General features: G+C 59.5%; 21 protein-coding genes. 5 read left to right on the top strand and 16 right to left on the bottom strand.

The genetic code is table 11. From position 1 onward, the window contains the following. Window positions 1-8 precede the first annotated feature (8 nt). From H8L67_RS02380 to H8L67_RS02365, 4 genes are read right to left on the bottom strand one after another with little or no spacing between them, the layout of a single operon-like run. Entirely contained in the window at window positions 9-545 is a 537-nt protein-coding gene (locus tag H8L67_RS02380) for a pilus assembly protein PilP (protein ID WP_220380194.1), read from the bottom strand. Beyond that, a complete protein-coding gene (locus tag H8L67_RS02375) occupies window positions 545-1,186 on the bottom strand; it encodes a type IV pilus inner membrane component PilO (RefSeq protein WP_220380193.1) in 642 nt (213 codons plus the stop codon). The genes H8L67_RS02380 and H8L67_RS02375 overlap by 1 nt, the downstream gene beginning before the upstream one ends. A gap of 3 nt (window positions 1,187-1,189) precedes the next feature. Continuing rightward, a complete protein-coding gene (locus H8L67_RS02370; protein WP_220380192.1) occupies window positions 1,190-1,981 on the bottom strand; it encodes a PilN domain-containing protein in 792 nt (263 codons plus the stop codon). Then, window positions 1,981-3,039: a pilus assembly protein PilM gene (locus H8L67_RS02365; RefSeq protein ID WP_220380191.1), complete on the bottom strand. Its 1,059-nt coding sequence runs from the start codon at window positions 3,037-3,039 to the stop codon at window positions 1,981-1,983. Before H8L67_RS02365 ends, H8L67_RS02370 begins: the two co-directional genes overlap by 1 nt. A gap of 190 nt (window positions 3,040-3,229) precedes the next feature. Between H8L67_RS02365 and H8L67_RS02360 the strand changes: the two genes are divergently transcribed. Both H8L67_RS02360 and H8L67_RS02355 read left to right on the top strand, forming a co-directional pair. After that, window positions 3,230-5,695 (top strand): penicillin-binding protein 1A, encoded by a 2,466-nt coding sequence (locus H8L67_RS02360; RefSeq protein ID WP_220380190.1) that lies wholly within the window; start codon window positions 3,230-3,232, stop codon window positions 5,693-5,695. A 68-nt stretch (window positions 5,696-5,763) separates the two neighbouring features. Further along, window positions 5,764-6,381 (top strand): hypothetical protein, encoded by a 618-nt coding sequence (locus H8L67_RS02355; RefSeq protein ID WP_220380189.1) that lies wholly within the window; start codon window positions 5,764-5,766, stop codon window positions 6,379-6,381. On the opposite strand, the gene H8L67_RS02350 is transcribed toward H8L67_RS02355, so the two are convergent. The 6 genes from H8L67_RS02350 to H8L67_RS02325 all read right to left on the bottom strand — a co-directional run bounded on the left by H8L67_RS02350 (window position 6,350) and on the right by H8L67_RS02325 (window position 10,835). After that, window positions 6,350-7,708 (bottom strand): HAMP domain-containing sensor histidine kinase, encoded by a 1,359-nt coding sequence (locus tag H8L67_RS02350; protein WP_220380188.1) that lies wholly within the window; start codon window positions 7,706-7,708, stop codon window positions 6,350-6,352. The two genes, H8L67_RS02355 and H8L67_RS02350, sit on opposite strands and share 32 nt — an antisense overlap. Further along, on the bottom strand, window positions 7,705-8,385 hold the full coding sequence (locus tag H8L67_RS02345) for a winged helix-turn-helix domain-containing protein (RefSeq protein ID WP_220380187.1): 681 nt from the start codon (window positions 8,383-8,385) through the stop codon (window positions 7,705-7,707). Before H8L67_RS02345 ends, H8L67_RS02350 begins: the two co-directional genes overlap by 4 nt. A gap of 91 nt (window positions 8,386-8,476) precedes the next feature. After that, window positions 8,477-8,674, bottom strand: coding sequence for a hypothetical protein (locus H8L67_RS02340; RefSeq protein WP_220380186.1), 198 nt, complete (start codon window positions 8,672-8,674; stop codon window positions 8,477-8,479). 50 nt (window positions 8,675-8,724) lie between these two features. Beyond that, window positions 8,725-8,952: a hypothetical protein gene (locus H8L67_RS02335; RefSeq protein ID WP_220380185.1), complete on the bottom strand. Its 228-nt coding sequence runs from the start codon at window positions 8,950-8,952 to the stop codon at window positions 8,725-8,727. Window positions 8,953-9,108: 156 nt separating this feature from the next. Next, a complete protein-coding gene (locus tag H8L67_RS02330; RefSeq protein WP_220380700.1) occupies window positions 9,109-10,374 on the bottom strand; it encodes a citrate synthase in 1,266 nt (421 codons plus the stop codon). Between the two features lie 218 nt (window positions 10,375-10,592). After that, a complete protein-coding gene (locus tag H8L67_RS02325) occupies window positions 10,593-10,835 on the bottom strand; it encodes a type B 50S ribosomal protein L31 (RefSeq protein ID WP_220380184.1) in 243 nt (80 codons plus the stop codon). Between the two features lie 155 nt (window positions 10,836-10,990). Between H8L67_RS02325 and H8L67_RS02320 the strand changes: the two genes are divergently transcribed. After that, window positions 10,991-12,040, top strand: coding sequence for a DUF475 domain-containing protein (locus H8L67_RS02320; protein WP_220380183.1), 1,050 nt, complete (start codon window positions 10,991-10,993; stop codon window positions 12,038-12,040). Here the strand turns inward: H8L67_RS02320 and recG are convergent. The 6 genes from recG to H8L67_RS02290 all read right to left on the bottom strand — a co-directional run bounded on the left by recG (window position 12,025) and on the right by H8L67_RS02290 (window position 18,730). Further along, entirely contained in the window at window positions 12,025-14,136 is a 2,112-nt protein-coding gene (gene recG, locus H8L67_RS02315) for an ATP-dependent DNA helicase RecG (RefSeq protein WP_220380182.1), read from the bottom strand. The two genes, H8L67_RS02320 and recG, sit on opposite strands and share 16 nt — an antisense overlap. Window positions 14,137-14,139: 3 nt before the next feature. Further along, window positions 14,140-14,523, bottom strand: coding sequence for a Rid family detoxifying hydrolase (locus tag H8L67_RS02310; RefSeq protein ID WP_220380181.1), 384 nt, complete (start codon window positions 14,521-14,523; stop codon window positions 14,140-14,142). Window positions 14,524-14,549: 26 nt separating this feature from the next. Then, entirely contained in the window at window positions 14,550-16,742 is a 2,193-nt protein-coding gene (locus H8L67_RS02305; RefSeq protein WP_220380180.1) for a RelA/SpoT family protein, read from the bottom strand. Between the two features lie 97 nt (window positions 16,743-16,839). After that, on the bottom strand, window positions 16,840-17,139 hold the full coding sequence (gene rpoZ / locus H8L67_RS02300) for a DNA-directed RNA polymerase subunit omega (protein WP_166295041.1): 300 nt from the start codon (window positions 17,137-17,139) through the stop codon (window positions 16,840-16,842). A 109-nt stretch (window positions 17,140-17,248) separates the two neighbouring features. Beyond that, complete coding sequence (gmk, locus tag H8L67_RS02295; RefSeq protein ID WP_220380179.1) at window positions 17,249-17,872, bottom strand: guanylate kinase; 624 nt, start codon at window positions 17,870-17,872, stop codon at window positions 17,249-17,251. A 9-nt stretch (window positions 17,873-17,881) separates the two neighbouring features. Further along, window positions 17,882-18,730: a YicC/YloC family endoribonuclease gene (locus H8L67_RS02290; RefSeq protein ID WP_220380178.1), complete on the bottom strand. Its 849-nt coding sequence runs from the start codon at window positions 18,728-18,730 to the stop codon at window positions 17,882-17,884. Between the two features lie 86 nt (window positions 18,731-18,816). On the opposite strand from H8L67_RS02290, the gene rph reads away from it, so the two are divergent. Next, the gene (gene rph / locus H8L67_RS02285; protein WP_220380177.1) at window positions 18,817-19,545 is read left to right on the top strand and encodes a ribonuclease PH; all 729 of its coding nucleotides are present in this window, start codon (window positions 18,817-18,819) and stop codon (window positions 19,543-19,545) included. Beyond that, window positions 19,542-20,153: an RdgB/HAM1 family non-canonical purine NTP pyrophosphatase gene (gene rdgB, locus H8L67_RS02280; RefSeq protein ID WP_220380176.1), complete on the top strand. Its 612-nt coding sequence runs from the start codon at window positions 19,542-19,544 to the stop codon at window positions 20,151-20,153. The genes rph and rdgB overlap by 4 nt, the downstream gene beginning before the upstream one ends. Window positions 20,154-20,165 lie beyond the last annotated feature (12 nt).

The raw sequence follows: 20,165 nt of genomic DNA, 5'->3' as shown, positions 1-20,165 counted from the left end.
CCTAATCATTATTGGTTCAAACTAATCGTTGCATTGCGTTGCAGCCAACCACCCGCCCCATCGGGTTGCAGCTCCACCAGTTCGATATGGTCTTCACGGATGACCGTTACCCGGCCTTCGTTTTGGCCGATATAAGCCCCGATCGGGACCCGGTATGCCACTTTGTCCGGCGCCATGATCAAGGCCACAATCGAGTTGCCGCGACCGAGGGTCCCGACCATCTTCAAGGCATCCAAAGGATACGCCTCAAGCGGCTGACGACGGCGTCCGGAATCCGGCCGCGAGGAACTCAGACTATCGGCCTTGCCTTGCAAATCAAACGGATCAGGCAAGGTACCGGCTTGGTACACGAACGTTTCGAAAGGCGCGATCGGGTCCAGGGGCTTGAGCGGTTGTCCCGGCTTCGCCCGCGTGTCTTTGACCCACTTTTCAAGATCTTTCGGTTCGTTCGGGCTGGAAGTGACCGAGCGCGTACAAGCGACCAGCGAGATCGCGGCAAGCGCGATGACGGCGAGTCGTTGCAAACGGATGCTTGCGTTCTTCATCACTTCTTGGCCTCCGCTTTCTTCTTGTCGGCTTCTGCCTTCGCATCGGCCTGCACTTCGGTCTCATCGAGGTAGCGGTAGGTCTTGACCGTGCCCTTCATCTCGAGACCGCCGCCTTTCGACTTGTCTCGCGGTGTCAGCGCCACATTGGTCATGTTCATGATGACAACGCGAGGAAGCGAAGCGACCCGGCTCATGAAGTCACCGAATTGGTGGAAGCTGCCGGCCAAGGAAATATCGATCGGCTTCTCGGCATAAACGTCTTGTTTGTGCTCGTCACCCGGTTTGAAGCTGTCCACCCGGAGGCCCGCGCCAAGCGCCGATTGGGAAATGTCGACAATCATGTCCGGCATTTCGGTGCGGCTCGGAAGCTGACGGAGCATTTGCTTCAAGTCGATTTCCATCTGAGCCAGTTGCGCCTTGAGCGGCTCCAGATTGGCTGCGTCGGAGGCCTTCTTTTCAAAAGTGCCGCGCAGTTCCGATTCCTTCTGCTCGAGGTTGGTCAATTCTTCGGATTGGCCACGGAACAAGAGCAACCATGCCAGGCCGACAATCAGCGCGACCACGAAACCGCAGAAGCCGAGTTGGTATGAACGCGGCCACGCGCCGATGTTATTCAAATCAAGTTTTTGCTTGGCCATGGCTTATTTCCCCGGAGTTTGGTTCGGCGCAACTTGCGGCGCCGATGCCGGTTGCGGCGCCGGCGCGGTTGCCGGTGCACCGGGTTGAGCCGGAGGTGCCGGTTGCGTCGACGTCATCTTGTCTACTGTGTTTTGGACAACCGGCGTCACGCTGGCGGCGGGCTGCTGGGTCATTTGCACAGGAATCGGGTCCGGCGTCGGTTCCGCATTGGGATCACGCGGCGCATTCGGGTTGGCCAAGTTCACTTTCAGCGTGAACAGATAGGGCATCAGGTTTTCGCTGCTGGTGATCGTCCCGTTAGCCGGTGCACCACCGACTTCGATCACATTCACCTGCGGATTGGTCATCCAACCCGAGCTTTCAAGATTGCGCATGTAAGTGGCGACGCGCGCATTGGATTGCGAGCGGCCGTCCAAGGTGAGGATTTCGCCTTCCTGTTTGATCGAGGTCAACACCACGCCTTCCGGCAAGGTGCGAACGATCGCATCAAATAAATGCACCATTTGGAAACGGTTGGCTTGCAGTTTCTCAACCGCGGTCTTGCGCGCCAAGAGATCGTCACGCTTTTGGTTCAGCGTCTTGATCTCTTCGATTTCCTTGTCGATTTTGACAATTTCAGCTTCGAGATAGGTGTTGCGCTCTGTTTGCCCGCTGATCTGATTGACGTTGTACAAATACCAGAGACCGGACAAGACCAAGCCGATGACGGCGGCACCGCCCATCATCAATTGGAATTCTTTCTGACGCTGGCGTTGGCGCTCTGCGCGCCACGGCAATAGATTGATTTTTGCCATTAGTCGAAGCTCCTCATCGCGAGGCCGCAGGCAATCATCAAAGCCGGGGCGTCCAGTGCCAATGCATTCGCCTGCACGCGACGATCCAAGGTCATTTGTGCAAGCGGGTTCGCGACGATGGTGGGCACGCCGAGGTTTTCTTCAATGACCTGGGCGATGCCCGGGATGGAGGCACAGCCGCCGGCCACCACGATTTGGTCCACACGGTTGTATTGGCTGCTCGCATAGTAGAACTGGAGCAAACGACCTACTTGCTGTGCCAGTGAATCCTTGAAGGGCTCCAGCACTTCCACTTCATAGGTGTCCGGCAGTCCGCCCAAACGCTTGGCACGGCCGGCTTCTTCATAGCTCAAGCCGTAGCGGCGCATGATTTCGTCGGTCAATTGCTTACCGCCGAATTGCTGCTCGCGCAGATATTGGCTGCGACCTTGTTGCAACACATTGATGGTGGTCATTGACGCGCCGATATCCACCAGCGCCACCAAGCCGTCTTTTTTTGCCGTCAGCTGCGGAACGATCAAGCTGAATGCGTTTTCGATGGCAAATGCTTCGACATCGACCAATTTCGCCTCCAGACCGCCCATTTCAAGGGCTGCCTGTCGGGCTTCGACGTTTTCGGAGCGCGATGCGACCAGCAGCACCTGTACCGAATCAGGGGCGTTCGGCATCGGACCGAGGACTTCGAAGTCGTAATTCACTTCTTCCATCGGGTAAGGCACATAGTTGCCGGCCTCGACTTCCACCTGGGCTTCCATGTCCTCTTCACTGAGGTTGGCGGCCATGGGGATCACCCGGCTGATCACGCTGGAGCCCGGAACAGCGGCGGCGGCGCCTTTGGTCTTGATGCCCGCACGTTCGGCGGCGCGGCGAATGGCTTGTCCGACCGCATCGATATCCGCGAGGGACTTTTCAACTACGGCGTTCGCCGGCAAGGGCTCAACCGCGTAGTTTTCCACGCGATAGCCGGTGCCGCTCCTGGACAGCTGCAACAGCTTTACGGCCGTGCTGCTGATATCCACGCCGACAAGCGGCGCGCTCGACTTTCGAATAAACCCCACTTCGGCCTCCCCCTTTGGAGTGCTGGTGGACCCGTTCACGGACCTTTAGATCAGTTAAATAACGAACTTTTCACGGGAATGCAAGACTTTACTTTAACTTTTTTGATCCGTTCCAGACGCGGCAACGTCTCATCGGGATCAGACGCGGGTCTATATACTTGCCAGCTGACAGCATTTGCGTAGCTTTCCGATGCCCTCGATCCCCCGCGTCCTCCGTTTCGGCCTGCTGGCCGGCCTGATCCTCTTTCTCCTCGGCGTTTTGGCCGCCGGCATCCTTTACTGGCGCGTGAGCAGCAAGCTGCCCGACGTGTCCGAACTGAAGAATGTGGAACTGCAAGAACCGCTGACCGTGTACGCGGCCGACGGTCGCCTGATGGGCCTGTTCGGGGAAGGACGCCGCTACCCGGTCGATATCAAGAACGTGCCGGAGCAGGTCAAGAACGCCTTTATCGCGGCGGAAGACGCCGACTTCTACCACCATGGCGGCGTGGACTTCAAAGGGTTGTTCCGGGCGGTCTATCTTTTGGCCACGACCGATGACAAGCGCGTGCCCGGCGGCTCCACCATCACCATGCAGGTCGCCAAGCAGTTCTATCAAGAGAACCAAGCGCGTGATTACAGTGCCAAGTTCTCGCAAATCCTGCTGGCCCGGAAAATCGAAGCCAACTTGAGCAAGGATGAAATACTCGAGCTTTACTTGAACAAGAGCTTCTTCGGCAATCGCAATTACGGCATCGCGGCGGCGGCCGAGTACTACTACGGCAAGAAGCTCGAACAATTGACTCTGGGTGAGTTGACCACGCTGGTCGGCACGCCGAAATTCCCGACAACCGCTAATCCGCTGGCGAATCCCGAACGGAACGAGGATCGCCGTAACAACTACATCCTGCCGAGAATGGTCCAGTTCGGCTACGTGAGCCAGGCGGAAGCCGATGCCGCAGCCCGCGAGCCCATGCATGCCGGTCGGCATCAACGTGAGATTGAGGTCTATGCCCCTTACGTGGCGGAAATGGTTCGCCAAGAGATGCTGCAACGCTACGGCAAAGACGCGTTGGAGAAAGGCTATCGCGTCACCACAACCATCGACCCGGATAAGCAATTGGCCGCCGAACTTGCCGTGCGCCAAGGATTGCGCGCCTATGATCATCGTCATGGCTGGCGCGGGGCGGAAAAACACTTCGATCTGCCGGCGAATGCCTCGAATGAAGTGATCGCGGCGAAATTGAATGCGTTCCCGACCCAATCGGGATTGCGCGCCGTGATCGTTACCGGACCGTCGGGCAACGACGGGATGAAAGCCGTCGATGCCGACGGTAATGCGGTGGATCTGCCCGCCTCCATGGCTGCATCCTGGCCCGGCCGCACGCCCGCCAGCCTGTTCAAACGCGGCGATGTGGCGCGTGTGCGCGAAACCAAAGACAAAACCTGGGTGTTGGACCAACTGCCGAAGGCCCAAGCGTCGCTGATCTCGATCGACCCCATGAACGGCGCCCTGAAAGCCTTGATCGGTGGTTTCAGCTTCAACGGCACGCCGTTCAACCGCGCGACGCAAGCACGTCGCCAGCCAGGCTCCAGCTTCAAACCCTTCTTATATGCGGCGTCGTTTGAAAAGGGTTACAACCCGACTTCCATCGTGCTGGACGCGCCGGTCGTATTCCGCGACCGCGCCAATCACGTCTGGCGCCCGCAAAATGACGGCGGCGGCTTCTCCGGCCCCATCGCCTTGCGTGAAGCGTTGGTCCGCTCGAAGAATCTGGTGTCAGTCCGTTTGTTGGACGCCATCGGTGTGGACTATGCGCGCCGCTACATTTCGCACTTCGGCTTTGATGAGAAAGAACTGCCGCGCAATCTGTCGATGTCGCTCGGCGCGGCAACCCTGCGCCCGATCGACGTAGCACGCGGCTACGCGGCATTCGCCAACGGCGGCTTCCGCGTCAATGTGTGGTTTATCGACACGGTGGTCGATAGCGACGGCAAGACGATATTCAAAGAGAATCCGGCGCTCGCCTGCCGCGGCTGCACCGGGGCGTCGAGCACGGCCACCGCGGCGAACGCCGCGCCCGCAGCACCTGACGTGGTGGACGGATTCAATCTTGGCGGTGCGCCGCAACCCGCCAAGGCGGTCGCCAAAGACGCACCGAGCAAACCCGCCGCCAAAGCCGCAGCGCTGCCGGCCGGGGCGATCGTCGCGCCGCGTGCCATTGACGAGCGCGTTGCCTATCAGTTGAACTCAATGATGCGTGACGTTGTGAAACGCGGCACGGCGACCGCCGCGCGCAGCCTCAATCGCGAGGATGTCGGCGGCAAGACCGGGTCGACCAATGATCACCGGGATGCTTGGTTCACCGGATTCGGTGGAAACTTGGTGACGGTGGTTTGGGTCGGCCGCGACGACGACAAAACGCTCGGCTATGGCGAATACGGCGGCAAGGCCGCTTTGCCGATCTGGATCGACTACATGGGAACGGCCCTGAAGGGTGTGCCGGACAGCCCGGTCGAACCGCCATCAGGCATGGTGCAGATCAAAAACGGCGAATGGATCAAAGAAGAAGACCAAGACGTGATCGAGGATTACATCGATTATTCGCAGGCGCCCAAAGCGGAACAAAGCGCGGAAGAAGCGGCACCGACCGAAGAGACCTACGACATCTTCTAGGCCGCGTCTGCAGGCAATTTTCATCTCCGTGGGTTACAGTCAAAGCGTAATCCACCGGGGATGTCGCCATGCATCAGGCACGACAACATTCTGGCGCACGTGCGCGCGAGCGTCGTCATCGCGTTGCCCACGAAGCCGCGCGTTGGATGTCGCAAAGCGGCATCCGGGATTTCCAGCTCGCCAAACGCAAGGCGGCCATGCTGCTCGGCATTCACGACGAAGCCTGCCTACCTCGCAATAGCGAAATCGAAGAGGCACTGCGCGCCTACCAACGCTTGTTCTCCGGCGATGATCAATCACAACACGTGCTGCGGTTGCGCCAAGCTGCCGTCGAGGCGATGAACTCATTGCAAGCCTTCGACCCGAGATTGACGGGCGCGGTGCTGGATGGAACAGCCGATGCACGCACCGCAGTGCAATTGCACGTGTTCGTCGACGCGATCTTCGAGTTTGACGACTTCTTGCAGCGCGCCGGTATCAAGGCCTTACAGCGCGTGCGCAAACTCAAGCTCGATCGCGTCAGGACAGTCGATGTCGACGTTCGACTGCTAACGGTGGACGGCATCGATTTTGATATCGCGGTCTTGCCGCGCGACTACATTCGTCAAGCGCCCCTGTCGCCCGTCACGGAAAAACCCATGGCGCGCGCAAGTCTCAAGCAGGTGTCGGCATTGCTGGAAGGCTGATGTCGACACACAAACCCGGGTGTGCGTCATTCAATGCGATCGTGCCACCATGGCGCATCACGATGGCACGAACCAAGCTCAAGCCCAAGCCGTTGCCCGGTGTTCCCCGGTGGGTCTCGAGTCGTTCGAATCGATTGAACACACGCTGACGGTCTGACACTGGAATACCCACGCCGGCATCCATGACGCGGACACGCGCGCCGGCACCTTCGCTTTGCGTCAAGACGAGCACCCGACTGCCCACGGGTGAATACTTGATCGCGTTGTCCAACAAGTTGACCACCATTTGGAACAGTTGATCGCGTTCGCCCTGGATTGTTGCCGACGCGAGCGAAAGGTCGATCGTGATGCCTTTTTCCTGTGCCACGGGCTGGTAGAGTTCTGCGGCATCGGCGCACAACGTGGCTAGATCCAAGGTGGCCAGACGCGGTGGCAATGGTTCCGACTCGAGCTTGGAAACGCGGAGAATGGCGGAAAAGGTAGCCAGCAATTGATCGGTCTTGGCAATCGAGCGATCCACGCCGTGCGCGTCCAGACGTCCGTGCGCGATGTCCATCTTCAATTCGACCAGGTCGTTGCGCAGGTGCGTCAGCGGCGTGCGCAAATCATGCGCGATTTGGTCGCTGACTTGCCTGACACCACCGATCAACTCTTCGATGCGATCCAGCATGTGATTGATCTCGACACCCATCCGGTCGAAGGCGTCTCCGGAGTGGTCGACATCCACGCGTCGTCCGATTTGTCCGGATGCAACGAGGCCTGCGGTATCGCTCAAGCGCATCAGGCGGAGATTCATCCATTTGGATATGAGCCAAGCCGTCAGGACGCTCAACGCGGCGGCCAACACCAAGCTCATCCAGGCTGCACGTAACATCGCCTGCAAGAACCCGTCCTCCGCGCGGGTTTGCATCCCTGAAATCAGGGTCATGCCGCCCAATCTGAAAGTCCGCGCAATGACCCGTGTCCGCCCCGCATCCGTCAATCTGAAACTGAGCCAGCGCTTTGCCGCCGGAACGCCCGGCAGCGGATAAGTTTGTCCGGCCAGTGTCACGCCGCGCGCATCCAATACCGAATAGAACATGTCGCTGTCTTCGGGATCCGCACTGCGCGAATCCACCTCACGCAAGAACACGGCATCGCCGTTCAACGCATGAATCGACCGCAGTTCCTGCGCATCTGCCATCACGAAATTTCGCGTGTCGTCCTCAAGCTGTGCGGAGACTTTGTAATACACGCCGGCGCCGAGCACGAAGAGCAACAATAGGTATGTGCTGGCAATCAACAGTGTCAGGCGCGCACTGGTGGAAAACGGACGCAGAAAGTTCATTCGCCCAACCGGTAGCCGACGCCACGAATGGTATGAATCAGGGGCCGCTCACCGTCGGCTTCGACTTTCTGTCGAAGTTTGCTCACGTGCACATCGATGACATTCGTTTGCGGGTCGAAGTGATAATCCCAGACCAATTCCAACAACATCGTCCGCGTGACCACCTCACCGGCGTGTCGCATCAATTGTTCCAAGAGTTTGAACTCGCGAGGCTGCAGCGCAATGCTGCGGACACCGCGTTTGGCGGTGTGTTTCAACAAGTCCAACTCGAGTGTATCCACCACCAATTTGGTGGCGACTGCCTGCACCGCACCGCCCGTGCCACGACGAAGCAGTCCGGCCACGCGCGCGCTCAGTTCCGAGAATGCGAACGGCTTGCACATGTAGTCATCGGCGCCGGTTCGCAAGCCTTCGACACGGTGTTCGACATCACCCAAGGCACTGAGCACCAGTGCGGGGGTGGTGTGTCCCGCCGCACGCAACGCCTTCAAGATCGCCAGTCCGTCAGGATCGGGCAGCATGCGATCCAAAATGAGGAGGTCGAAAGGTTCGGTCATGCCAAGGAACAATCCGTCGCGCCCGCAATCAGCGTGCTCGACCAAATGCCCTTCTTCCGTCAGCCCGTTGACGATGAACTTCGCCGTGGCACGGTCGTCTTCGACCAACAAAATGCGCATGGAACCTCCGTCAGGCGACGTTAGCGCACAAGACGCAAAAACAACTGCCGGCGATGCCGGCAGTTGTCCAATCCTTCAGTTTGCGAGCGGCTTATTTGGCGGCCGACGTCTTCGCAACGCTTGCCTTCTTGGCGGCGCGATGTGCCGAGCGTTGAACCTTTGCTTTGGCGGGCGCGGCGGCCTTGGTGGTCGGTGCTGCGGCGGCGGCCGGCGCGGTCGCCGGGGCGGCCATGGCGAAACCGGAAACGGCGACCAATGCGAGTGCTCCGATGGAAGTGAAACGCTTCATGGGACTATCCTTTTTTTGGGGTTGGGAGTGTTGCGGGGGAAAACGCGAAATCAGGCCTTGCAGCTGGCGAACTTGCCCTTTGCATCACGGCAGGTGTGGGCAGCGACAGGATTAGGTGCGCATTTGATGAATCGACCGCTGTCGCCGCGGCAACGCGTGGCGGCTGCTTTCGAAGCGCTGGTTGCTTTGGTCGGCGCCGCGACTTGTGAAGCAGCCGAGGCGTTGAAGGCGGTGAGGGACATCACCGACATTGCGAGGGAAAGAAATGTCTTGCGCATGTTCGACTCCGTAGCGGCTCGGGGGCGGGCTTGCCCTGTGAAGTCAACGCTAGTCCGCGGCACCTTGTCGCAAACATGCCAACGGATTAAATCGCGTTAACCATTGCCCATAAAAAAAGCCCCGCTTTAGCGGGGCTTTGATACGTTGAACGCGGATCAGCGATTCGGGAAATCGCGGGTCGCGGCGCCGGTATAGACCTGACGCGGGCGTCCGATCTTGTTCTCCGGATCGTTCTGTTGTTCCAACCAATGCGAGACCCAACCGGCGGTACGCGCGATCGCGAACATGACGGTGAACATTTCCGCCGGGATGTTCAATGCCTTGTAAATGATGCCGCTGTAGAAATCCACATTCGGGTAAAGCTTGCGTTGCACGAAGTAATCATCCTTCAACGCGGCTTCTTCCAGCTTCATGGCAACGTCGAGCAACGGATCTTGCACGCCGAGATCGTTCAAGACCTTGTAGGTCATTTCGCGGATGATCTTCGCGCGCGGATCGAAGTTCTTGTAAACGCGGTGACCGAAGCCCATCAGACGGAAGCCTGATTCCTTGTCCTTGGCTTTGTCGACGGCACTTTGCACGTTTGATGCGGTACCGATTTCTTCGAGCATTTTCAGCACGGCTTCGTTGGCGCCGCCATGTGCCGGACCCCAAAGCGCGGCGACCCCCGAAGCCACACAGGCGTACGGATTGGCACCGGTGGAACCTACCAGGCGCACCGTCGAGGTGGAAGCGTTTTGCTCGTGATCGGCGTGCAGGATGAACAGCAGATCCAAGGCCTTGGCCGCAACAGGATTCAAATCCAAGGGCTCGCTCGGCACTTCGAACATGTTGTGCAGGAAGCGATTCACATATTCGAGGTTGTTACGCGGATACGCGCTCGGCCAGCCGATGCGATGGCGATAGCACAACGCGGCAATAGTCGGAACTTTGGCAATCAGACGAATCGCCGCCAAACGACGTTGTTCCGGATCTTCGTAGTCGAGATTGTTGTGATAGAAGCTCGCCATCGAGCCCAACATGCCCATCATCATCGCCATCGGGTGCGCGTCGTGATGGAAACCTTCAACGAACTGCTTGAAGCGTTCGTTGAGCATGGAGTGGTGGGTGACTTCGCTTTCGAATTTTGCGAATTCGTCTTTGGACGGCACTTCGCCGTTCATCAACAAATAGGCGACTTCCAGGAAGCTGGATTTTTCGGCCAATTGCTCGATGGGATAGCCGCGATACAACAAGACACCGGCGTCGCCATCGATATAGGTGATCGCAGAGCGGCAGGAAGCTGTCGCTGTGAATCCATTGTCGTAGGTGAAATGACCGGTCTCCTTCGGCAGCTTGGCGATATCAATGCAGGGTTGTCCCAGCACTGGCTCGATCACCGGCAACTGGGTTGCTTTGTCGCCCACACTCAGGGCGGCCATCTTCGAATCGGACACGTATTGCTCCTTTTTGGGTGGCGTCGGCGGGCTGTCCCGAACCGACCGTATTGCATCGCATCAATTATCGCACGAGCCCATGATGGCGGCGATCACGATGGCGCCCGCAAGCGTACGGTCGCCGTGCGAAAGCCGGCGTGTCCGGGCAAAAAAAAACGGCCGCCTGTGGCGACCGTTTTCCGGATACAGCAGCTTCGCGCCGATTACTTGGCGTAGCGCTTCTTGAACTTGTCGATGCGACCGCTGGTGTCGACGATTTTGTTCTGACCGGTGTAGAACGGGTGCGAGGCCGACGAGATATCCACTTTGATCAGCGGGTATTCGTTGCCGTCTTCCCATTTCACCGTTTCCTTGCTGCCAAGGGTCGAACGGGTGAGGAACTTGAAATCGGAAGTCATGTCTTGGAAAACGACTTCGCGGTATTCAGGATGGAGTTCGGGCTTCATGTTGCACCGGTAATACGTGAGTGAGCCGCACACTATAGCTGCACTCGCTCCCGTGTGCAAGTCCGCCCACGGTATTTCGGAAAAACGCCCGCCGGATCGGGCCTGAAATGCGAGAATGTCCCGCTCTGTTCAGAAAACCCGAGGTTTGTGCCCCTATGAAGGATTTTCGCTGGTCGTTCATTGTCACCTTTATCTGCCTGGCCATTGCGGGCTGGTGGGGCACTCGGACGGGCATGGGCATCGGCAACGCCCTGTGGCTGGCACTGGTTCTCGGGGTTTTGGAAGTCTCGCTGTCGTTCGACAACGCCGTGGTCAACGCTGGAGTTCTGCGCGACATGGATGCCTTCTGGCGGCGGATGTTTCTGACCGTCGGTATTTTGGTGGCTGTGTTCGGTATGCGACTGGTTTTCCCGATCGTGATTGTGGCGGTGGCGGCGCACGTGCCGTTGGTGTCAGTGATTGATATGGCCCTCAGCCGCCCGGCCGAATATTCACAGCATCTCCATGAGGCCTACCCGTCGATCGCCGCCTTCGGTTCGATGTTCCTGTTGTTGGTTTTCTTGAACTTCCTGTTCGACACCGCGCGTGAGCGCCATTGGCTCGGCGGTTTCGAACGCAAGATGTCGCAACTCGGCAAGCTAGACAGCATCGCGACCATGGTCGCCTTGTGCGTCCTGTTCGCAACACGCTGGTTCGTGCCGGAGACGCTGCAGCACAGTGTTCTTGTCGCTGGCATGGCTGGCATCATTTTGTACGTGGGCGTCGATCTGATCGCGAGCCTCTTCGGTGAATCCGAACACGTCGACGACAACGGCGTCGTCACCGTGGTCAAACGCACCGGCGTGGCCGCCTTCATCTACTTGGAAGTCCTGGATGCGTCGTTCTCTTTTGACGGCGTCATCGGCGCATTCGCGATCACCCGCGATGTCGTAATCATCATGCTGGGTCTTGCCATCGGCGCGATGTTCGTTCGCTCGATGACCATCCATCTGGTCAAACGTGGCACGCTCAATCAATACGTGTATCTCGAGCACGGTGCGCATTACGCCATCGGCGTGCTGGCCGTGATCATGCTGGCGGGCATCGTCCACCACGTTCCCGAGTGGATCACGGGACTGCTCGGCGTCGTGTTCATCGCAGCCTCGCTGATGAGTTCGGTGCGTTTCAATCGCGCCCAGCGCGGCGCGCCTCAAGCCGACGCATAACGCTCGGAACTGCCCACCCACCGCGCGACCAATTGGTCGGCGGTGCGCGGCGCGGCCTGCAACAATTCTTCGGCGAGGCGGTGCACCGTCGGCAACAGATCGACGTCACGCATCAAATCCGCCACACGAAAATTGGCCAATCCGGTTTGCCGCGTACCTAGCAGTTCGCCCGGCCCGCGAAGTTCCATGTCTTTCTCGGCGATTTTGAAACCGTCATTGGTCTCACGCAAAGTATCGATGCGCGCACGGGCGATCTGCCCCACCGGTGATTGATACATCAGTACGCAGGTGGAAGCAGCACTGCCACGCCCCACCCGTCCACGCAACTGGTGCAGCTGCGCCAGGCCCAGCCGCTCTGCGTTTTCGATCACCATCAACGACGCATTCGGCACATCGACGCCCACCTCGATGACGGTGGTTGCGACCAGAATATCGAGGTCACCGGCCTTGAAAGCCGACATCGCCTCCTGTCGCGCTTTCGGTTTAATACGGCCATGCACCAGGCCGATGCGCAATTCGGGAAGCAGCGCTTGCAAGCGCGCCAAAGTCGCTTCGGCAGCCTGCGCCTCGATCTCGTCCGATTCATCGATCAATGTGCAGACCCAATAGGCTTGCCGACCTTCCGCACAGGCCGCACGCACCCGCGCCACCAACTCTTCGCGACGCCGCTCATCGATCGATACCGTGAGAATCGGCGTGCGTCCGGGGGGCAATTCATCAATCACCGATACATCCAAATCCGCATAGGCCGACATCGCCAACGTTCGCGGAATCGGCGTCGCGGTCATCACCAGTTGGTGCGGAACGTATCCGGCGCCGAGACCTTTGTCGCGCAGCGCAAGCCGCTGTTGGACGCCGAAGCGATGCTGCTCATCAATGACCGCCAACGCCAGAGATTTGAATGCGATGGCCTCTTGCATGAGCGCATGCGTCCCGACAACAACCTGCGCGACACCACTGGCAATGTCGTCGAGCACGGCTGACCGCGCCTTGCCAATCACACGGCTCGACAAGCGCACAACCCGGACCCCCAGCGGTGTTAGCCAAGCGTCCAAGTTCTTGAAGTGCTGTTCTGACAACAAATCCGTGGGCGCCATGATGGCCGCTTGATACCCCGAACCGACGGCCTGCATCGCCGCCAGCGCGGCAATCACCGTTTTGCCGGAGCCCACATCTCCTTGCAGCAAGCGCATCATCGGCGCATCGGTCGACATGTCTTTGACCACAGCCTTCAGACTGCGCTTTTGTGCCGACGTCAATTCAAACGGCAATGCGGCAAGCAATGTTTGCAAAGCCCCTTGTGCATCTTTTAGCGCAACGCCCGGCTCCGCCCTCAGGGACATCCGGCGCCGACGCAAGCTCAAATGATGCGCAAGCAGTTCCTCCAACGCGATCCGCCGTTGCGCTGGATGCATGCCGCTGCGCAAGGCATTCAAATCGACATCCGCCGGAGGACGATGCAAAGTCAACAATGCTTCGCGCAGACCCGGCAAACGCAAATCCGCTGTGCGGTCAGCCGGCAGCAACTCGATTGCTTCGTCCGCAGGCAAATGCTTGAGGGCTAGGTCCACCCAGCGCCGCATCGAGGCAGACGTAATGCCGTCTGGCACCGAATACACCGGATCCAGCCGTTCGCTGAGTGGCGCCTCATCGGCATCGGCAAGCACGCGATAAGTCGGATGAATCATCTCGAAGCCGCGCGCGCCCGGGCGCGGCGTACCGTGACAACGCACTCTGGCGCCCACGTTAAATTGCGCGACTTGTTGGCTTCGGTAGTTGAAAAAACGCAGGGCCAAGGATCGACCCTCGTCGTCTTCGATGATCACGCGCAAAGCTTTTCGAAAGCGAAACCCGCTTTCAACCGCAATAACGCGCCCTTCGACCTGTGCGACTTCACAGCTGCGCAATGCCGCAATCGGCGTCAGCTGGGTGCGATCTTCATAACTGCGTGGCAACCAAAACCACAGGTCGCGAAGCTGCACCAAGCCGACGCGGGCGAGCTTGCCTGCAATCGCCGGGCCGATGCCCGGCAGGGTCGAGAGCGCGCGTTCGCCTTGTGGAACCAGGGCGGGTGCAGGTTTGACCTGCCGCGGCATCGCTTAGTCGAGCACCATGACGGCATCGACTTCGAAGGCGACACCGCGCGGCAAGCCTTTGACTTCGATCGTGGATCGTGCCGGATACGGCGCGGAAAACAGCTCGGTCATGACGGCATTGCAGGTGCCGAAATTTGAAAGGTCGGTCAGATACAAGCCCAAACGTGCCACTTTGCCGAGATCACCGCCCGCTGCCACGCAAATGGCCTTGAGGTTGGCAAACGCCTCGCGAACCTGCGCTTCGAAATCGCCCTCGACGATGTCGCCGGTGGCAGGCACCAACGGAATCGCGCCGGAGATATATACGGTTTTGCCCGCGCGCACGGCTTGCGAGTAGGTGCCGATTGCTGCCGGAGCTTGATCGGTCTGAATGATGTCAAAGGCCATGTTGAATCCTGATCGTGTATGTAAGGTCACTCGCGTTCGGCGCTGTGCACGGCTTCCAACCTGCGCATCCGTCGAATTAAATCCGCAAGGTGGTTAGTATCCTTCACTTCCACCACAAAACGAATGGTGGCGGTGCGCGCATCGCGCTCCAAGTAATCGACATTGGCGATATTCGACTCGCCTTGCGCAATCACAGAGGCGATTTGCGCCAGCACACCGGGCCGGTTGTCACTGATCACGATAATGCGCGTGGTGTACTCGCCTTCGACCTTTTCATCCCAACTCATTGAAATGCAGCGCTCGGGATGACGCATGAATTCCGGCACATTCGCGCAATCGATTTGATGGACGACGATGCCGCGCTCCGCACTTTGGTAGCCCATGATTTTGTCGCCGGGAATCGGCATGCAGCATTGCGCGAACGACACCACGCCGCCCTCGGAACCGTTCAAGGTGAGGTGGTCTGCCGCCAATGCCGCCAATGCTTCCTGCGGTGAGCCGCGGCGGCGGCGATCGACCACCCGCGCCTCATCCGCCAACAGCTCACCGGCAACACGCGACGCCACACGTTTGCCGAGCGCCACATCTTCCAACAAGGCTTCGAGTCTGGGGTAACGGTTGTCGGCCAGCCAGCGATTCAATCGCGCTTCGCTGACCTTGTCGAAACCGATACCGATACTTTGGAAGGCGCGCTCGATCATCCGGTGACCGAGTCGCACGGCATCCTCGTGTTCCAATTGCTTCAATTGCTGGCGAATCGCGGATCGCGCTTTCGCTGTCACCACGAACTCGAGCCACTGTGTACTGGGTGAAGCGGATTTCGCGGTCACGATGTCGACGGTCTGTCCACTCGACAGTTTGGTGCGCAGCGGCGCCAACTTGCCGTCGATGCGCGAGGTGACCGCCTGATTGCCCACGTCGGTGTGCACCACGTAAGCGAAATCCAATGCGGTGGCATTGCGTGGGAGCGAAAGAATCTTGCCCTTGGGCGTGAAGACGTAGACCTCGTCCGGATACAGATCGACTTTGACGTTTTCAAGAAACTCGAGAGACGAGCCGGCGTTGCGCTCGGATTCGACCATGCTGGAAATCCATGCATTGGCACGATTCAACGGCGCGCTGGTTTCGCCGCCGATCTTGTAGGTCCAATGCGCCGCCACACCGCGCTCCGCGACCCGATCCATTTCGCGCGTTCGAATTTGCACTTCGATCGGTGCACCGTAAGGACCGAACAACACCGTGTGCAGGGATTGGTAACCGTTGGCTTTGGGAATCGCAACGAAATCACGGAACCGGCCATCCAGCGGTTTGAACACCGAATGCACCAAACCGAGCGCGTAATAGCAATCGCGGACATTCTCGACAATGACGCGGAACCCGAACACATCCAACACCTGCTCGACCGTTTTCTGCTCGGCGCGCATTTTGGTGTAGATGCTGAAAGGCGACTTCACCCGCCCGACCAAGGTATGCGCGAGACCTTCAGACGCGAGCCGGTGCGCTAGCTGCGCCTCCACCTGCACCATGGCTTCGCGGCGCACGACGGGCTGCTGCTGGATGTGTTCGCTAATGGCTGCGTAACGCCACGGATGCAGGGCACGGAAGCCGAGATCCTGCAACTCGGCCTTCATGATGTTCATGCCGAGGCGTTGCGCGATCGGCGCGTAGATTTCCAAGGTCTCCCGGGCGATGCGCGTCCGCGCTTCGGAGGATTGCGCGCCCAAAGTACGCATGTTGTGCAGTCGATCAGCCAGCTTGATCAGGATGACGCGCAAGTCGCGCGACATCGCCAACATCATTTTGCGAAAGCTTTCCGCCGCCGCTTCCTGACGATCACGAAACTTCAGCTTGTCGAGCTTGGTCAGACCTTCGACAATTTCCGCCACGGACTCACCGAATTGCGCCGCAATCTCCACGCGCGTGACCGGTGTGTCTTCGATGGTGTCGTGCAAAATGGCCGCCACCAGTGTTTCGATATCGAGACCGAGCTCGGCCAAGATCGCCGCCACCGCGACCGGATGGGTAATGTAGGGTTCGCCGGACTTGCGGTTTTGACCGACATGCGCGGCCGCGCCCACCCGCCACGCGCGACGCAAGGTCTCGCGCTCCGGCGCCGTCAAATAGGCGGCAATCTGCTCCAAGTCCTGCACATAATCCGGCACTCCGGCAGCGGTGCCGTCATGCGGATGGGCAGGGATCTCGGACATCGGCGTATGCATCTTTCGAGCCTAACCCGCGAAGGGCGAATCGGGCAATCCTAAGGCCCGCAAACAAAAACGCCCACCGGAGTGGGCGCTTTCCAACCACGTGCTGCGATCAGTCGTCGCCGCGCGCCATGTCGTCGTCACCGACCACTTCGGCAGCAGCCCACTCGAGCGCTTCGCGGTCACGGCGTTCTTTCTCTTCCTTCTCGACACGGCTGATGAAGGCGTTGTCGATCTTGCGGTCGGCGATTTCACGCAAGGCGAGCACGGTCGGCTTGTCTTGGTTTTCGCTGTTGTCGAGACGGGCTTCAACACCCTTGGCCAGCTGGCGGGCGCGCTTGGCGGCCATGATGACCAGATCGAAGCGGTTGTCTACGACCTGCATGCAATCTTCAACGGTGATACGTGCCATGGGCAATCGGCGGCTGTAAACCGCCCTCTTCGGAAATGGACCTGTTAGTGTAAGGATCGAGGCGCCCGGTTGCAATAGCAACGTGTAAAAATCGCCTACTTTCAATGGCTTACGCGTTTGGCTCGGCGAGCAACCCGCGAATCAAGCGGTCGTGCCGAAGCATCTGTGCGCTCCGGCGCAGGCGACTGGCTTTGAAGATCGCCGCGAGCTCGTCCAGGGCGGTCTCGAAATCCTCATTGACAATGAGGTAATCGAACTCGCCGAAATGACTCATTTCGTCGCGCGCCGCCGCCAAACGCTTGGCGATGGTGTCTTCGGAATCCTGTGCGCGCTTGCGCATGCGCTGATCCAAGGCCTCGACCGAAGGCGGCAAGATGAAGATGCCGATCGCTTCGCCAACCTTGTCGCGGACCTGCCGTGCCCCCTGCCAATCGATTTCGAGCAGGACGTCCAAGCCACGCGCCAGCTGCGGTTCGACTGAGCCGCGGGCGGTGCCCTTCCAATCCCCATGAACCAAAGCATGCTCGAAGAAATCGCCGTTGGCGATCATGCGTTGGAATTCCAGCTCGTCCACGTAGTGGTAGTGCTCGCCGTCCTTCTCACCGGGCCTGGGGGGACGCGAGGTATAAGACACCGACAGGCAGATGTCCGGATCCCGTGCCAGCAAAGCGTTGACCAAGCTTGATTTGCCGGCGCCCGACGGGGCCGCAACGATGAAAAGGGAGCCGCGCATCGCCATAGCTTATTCGATGTTCTGCACTTGTTCGCGAATCTGGTCGATCAGCACCTTGAGCTCCACCGCTGCGTTCGTGGTGCGCACATCCACCGACTTCGATCCCAAGGTGTTGGCCTCGCGATTGAACTCCTGCATGAGGAAATCGAGGCGGCGACCAACCGGATCGCGCATGGAGAGCACCCGGCCGAGTTCGGCCAAATGACTGTCGAGCCGATCGAGCTCTTCGTCGATGTCGAGTTTCTGCAGCGCAATCACCATTTCCTGTTCGATGCGACCCGGGTCGGCGCTGTGCGCCATTTCCGTGAGACGTGCGCTGAGCCGGTCACGCTGGGCGATGCGGATCAACGGAATCGCCGTGCGCACTTCGTCGGCGTGCAGCTTGATGCGCTCCGCGCGGTCGCGGATCGCAGCGGCCAAACTGGCGCCTTCGCGTTCGCGGGCGGCGACGAATGCATCCAGGGCTTGATCCAAACATTGCAAGACCTGCACATGCAGATGCTCGGTATCGACTTCGGCGGATTTCATGACGCCCGGCATTTCAAGCAAATGCGCGAAATCCGTGCGCATGCCCGGAAATTTCGCCGACAACTGCAAGGCCAGCATCGACAGGCGCTCCACCATGGCTTCGTTCACGGCCATCCGGTCGATGGAGGCGGAATCGCGCACACGGACAATCAGATCCACCTTGCCGCGGGAAATGCGCGAGGCGATGCGCTCACGCAGGGCGGGTTCGAGACTTCGCAAATCGTCCGGCAGACGCACGCCGGTTTCCAAGAACCGGTGATTCACTGCGCGTAATTCGCAGGTCACCAAGCCGATGGCGGTGGCCGCTTCGGCGGAAGCGTAAGCAGTCATGCTGCGGATCGTCACGGGCGTGCCACTCACTAATGGATGGAGGACTGCAAATGTTAAACTCCAAGCCGTTTCTCGAGGTGATGCCCATGGAAAATCCGACACGCCCGAGTGGCCGTAGTGCCAATGCGATGCGTCCCGTTTCGATCACGCGTCGTTTCACCCGCCATGCCGAAGGCTCGGTGCTGGTGTGCTTCGGCGACACCCAAGTTCTTTGCAATGCCAGCGTTGAAAACCGGGTTCCCGGCTTTTTGCGCGGCAAAGGCGAAGGCTGGGTCACGGCCGAATACGGCATGCTGCCGCGCGCCACGCATACCCGCAGCGACCGTGAAGCCGCGCGCGGCAAGCAAGGCGGTCGCACGCTGGAAATCCAACGTCTGATCGGTCGCGCCTTGCGCGCGTGTGTAGATCGCACGGCTTTGGGCGAACGCACCATCACGCTTGATTGCGATGTCTTGCAAGCGGACGGCGGCACACGCACGGCGGCCATCACCGGTGCCTATGTCGCCCTGGCCGATGCAATCCAAGGCCTGCTCGACGCGAAAGCCATTCTCCGCAATCCTTTGCACGGCGCGGTGGCCGCGGTTTCCGTGGGCATTTATCGCGGCATGCCGGTCCTTGATTTGGACTACGCCGAAGACAGTGATTGCGATACCGACATGAACATCGTAATGAACGACGGCGGCGGCTTCATCGAAGTGCAAGGCACCGCGGAAGGTCACGCGTTCCGGCGCGACGAGTTGAATGCGCTTCTGTCACTCGCCGAACAAGGCTGCCGTGAATTGCTCGCGGCGCAACAGGCGGCATTGGCGGGATGAAGTGGGTGCTTGCCAGCAACAATGCCGGCAAACTCGCCGAGTTCCGGTCATTGTTCGCCGAGCACGGCATCGCCTTCACGGCGCAATCGGAATGGGGCGTCGAAGACGCCGACGAAACCGGATTGAGCTTCATTGAAAACGCGTTGATTAAAGCGCGTCATGCGGCAGGGCTGACCGGCTGCCCCGCAATTGCCGATGACTCGGGTCTGTGCGTGGATGCGTTGCAGGGCGCGCCCGGGATCCGCTCCGCGCGGTTCGCCGGCGGGCACGGCGATGCCGTTGCCAATAACAACCTGCTTTTGGCGAAACTTGCCGGTGTCGTCGACGCCGAGCGCACGGCGCGTTTTGTGTGCGCGCTCGCATTCGTGCGACACGCCGACGACCCGATGCCGGTCCTTGCCGAGGGGGTGTGGGAAGGCCGCATCTTGGCGGCACCTGAAGGAAATGGAGGCTTCGGCTATGACCCTTTGTTTTTCGATCCGACGCAACGCATGAGCGCGGCCGCGATGGCGCCGGAACGCAAGCAACTGCTCAGCCACCGGGGTCAGGCGATGCGACGACTGCGCGATGCGCTTGCTGCGCGCGGTATCACCGCACCGTCGGCCTGATTACGCAACGCC

Origin of the sequence: Lysobacter soyae, from assembly GCF_019551435.1 — a bacterium.
GTDB classification, from domain to species: domain Bacteria; phylum Pseudomonadota; class Gammaproteobacteria; order Xanthomonadales; family Xanthomonadaceae; genus Solilutibacter; species Solilutibacter soyae.
The sequence above is the reverse complement of the archived record's forward strand: the minus strand, read 5'-3'. Positions and strand labels throughout refer to the sequence as shown.

What these genes read in the sequence shown, in the direction of transcription:
- H8L67_RS02290 (WP_220380178.1), bottom strand. Translation starts at nt 18,730, where the DNA reads ATGACTGCTTACGCTTCCGCCGAAGCGGCCACCGCCATCGGCTTGGTG.
- H8L67_RS02320 (WP_220380183.1), top strand. Translation starts at nt 10,991, where the DNA reads ATGAAGGATTTTCGCTGGTCGTTCATTGTCACCTTTATCTGCCTGGCC.
- rpoZ (WP_166295041.1), bottom strand. Translation starts at nt 17,139, where the DNA reads ATGGCACGTATCACCGTTGAAGATTGCATGCAGGTCGTAGACAACCGC.
- gmk (WP_220380179.1), bottom strand. Translation starts at nt 17,872, where the DNA reads ATGCGCGGCTCCCTTTTCATCGTTGCGGCCCCGTCGGGCGCCGGCAAA.
- rdgB (WP_220380176.1), top strand. Translation starts at nt 19,542, where the DNA reads ATGAAGTGGGTGCTTGCCAGCAACAATGCCGGCAAACTCGCCGAGTTC.
- H8L67_RS02325 (WP_220380184.1), bottom strand. Translation starts at nt 10,835, where the DNA reads ATGAAGCCCGAACTCCATCCTGAATACCGCGAAGTCGTTTTCCAAGAC.
- H8L67_RS02340 (WP_220380186.1), bottom strand. Translation starts at nt 8,674, where the DNA reads ATGAAGCGTTTCACTTCCATCGGAGCACTCGCATTGGTCGCCGTTTCC.
- H8L67_RS02355 (WP_220380189.1), top strand. Translation starts at nt 5,764, where the DNA reads ATGCATCAGGCACGACAACATTCTGGCGCACGTGCGCGCGAGCGTCGT.
- H8L67_RS02335 (WP_220380185.1), bottom strand. Translation starts at nt 8,952, where the DNA reads ATGCGCAAGACATTTCTTTCCCTCGCAATGTCGGTGATGTCCCTCACC.
- H8L67_RS02360 (WP_220380190.1), top strand. Translation starts at nt 3,230, where the DNA reads ATGCCCTCGATCCCCCGCGTCCTCCGTTTCGGCCTGCTGGCCGGCCTG.
- rph (WP_220380177.1), top strand. Translation starts at nt 18,817, where the DNA reads ATGGAAAATCCGACACGCCCGAGTGGCCGTAGTGCCAATGCGATGCGT.
- recG (WP_220380182.1), bottom strand. Translation starts at nt 14,136, where the DNA reads ATGCCGCGGCAGGTCAAACCTGCACCCGCCCTGGTTCCACAAGGCGAA.
- H8L67_RS02345 (WP_220380187.1), bottom strand. Translation starts at nt 8,385, where the DNA reads ATGCGCATTTTGTTGGTCGAAGACGACCGTGCCACGGCGAAGTTCATC.
- H8L67_RS02350 (WP_220380188.1), bottom strand. Translation starts at nt 7,708, where the DNA reads ATGAACTTTCTGCGTCCGTTTTCCACCAGTGCGCGCCTGACACTGTTG.
- H8L67_RS02310 (WP_220380181.1), bottom strand. Translation starts at nt 14,523, where the DNA reads ATGGCCTTTGACATCATTCAGACCGATCAAGCTCCGGCAGCAATCGGC.
- H8L67_RS02370 (WP_220380192.1), bottom strand. Translation starts at nt 1,981, where the DNA reads ATGGCAAAAATCAATCTATTGCCGTGGCGCGCAGAGCGCCAACGCCAG.
- H8L67_RS02375 (WP_220380193.1), bottom strand. Translation starts at nt 1,186, where the DNA reads ATGGCCAAGCAAAAACTTGATTTGAATAACATCGGCGCGTGGCCGCGT.
- H8L67_RS02380 (WP_220380194.1), bottom strand. Translation starts at nt 545, where the DNA reads ATGAAGAACGCAAGCATCCGTTTGCAACGACTCGCCGTCATCGCGCTT.
- H8L67_RS02305 (WP_220380180.1), bottom strand. Translation starts at nt 16,742, where the DNA reads ATGCATACGCCGATGTCCGAGATCCCTGCCCATCCGCATGACGGCACC.
- H8L67_RS02330 (WP_220380700.1), bottom strand. Translation starts at nt 10,374, where the DNA reads ATGGCCGCCCTGAGTGTGGGCGACAAAGCAACCCAGTTGCCGGTGATC.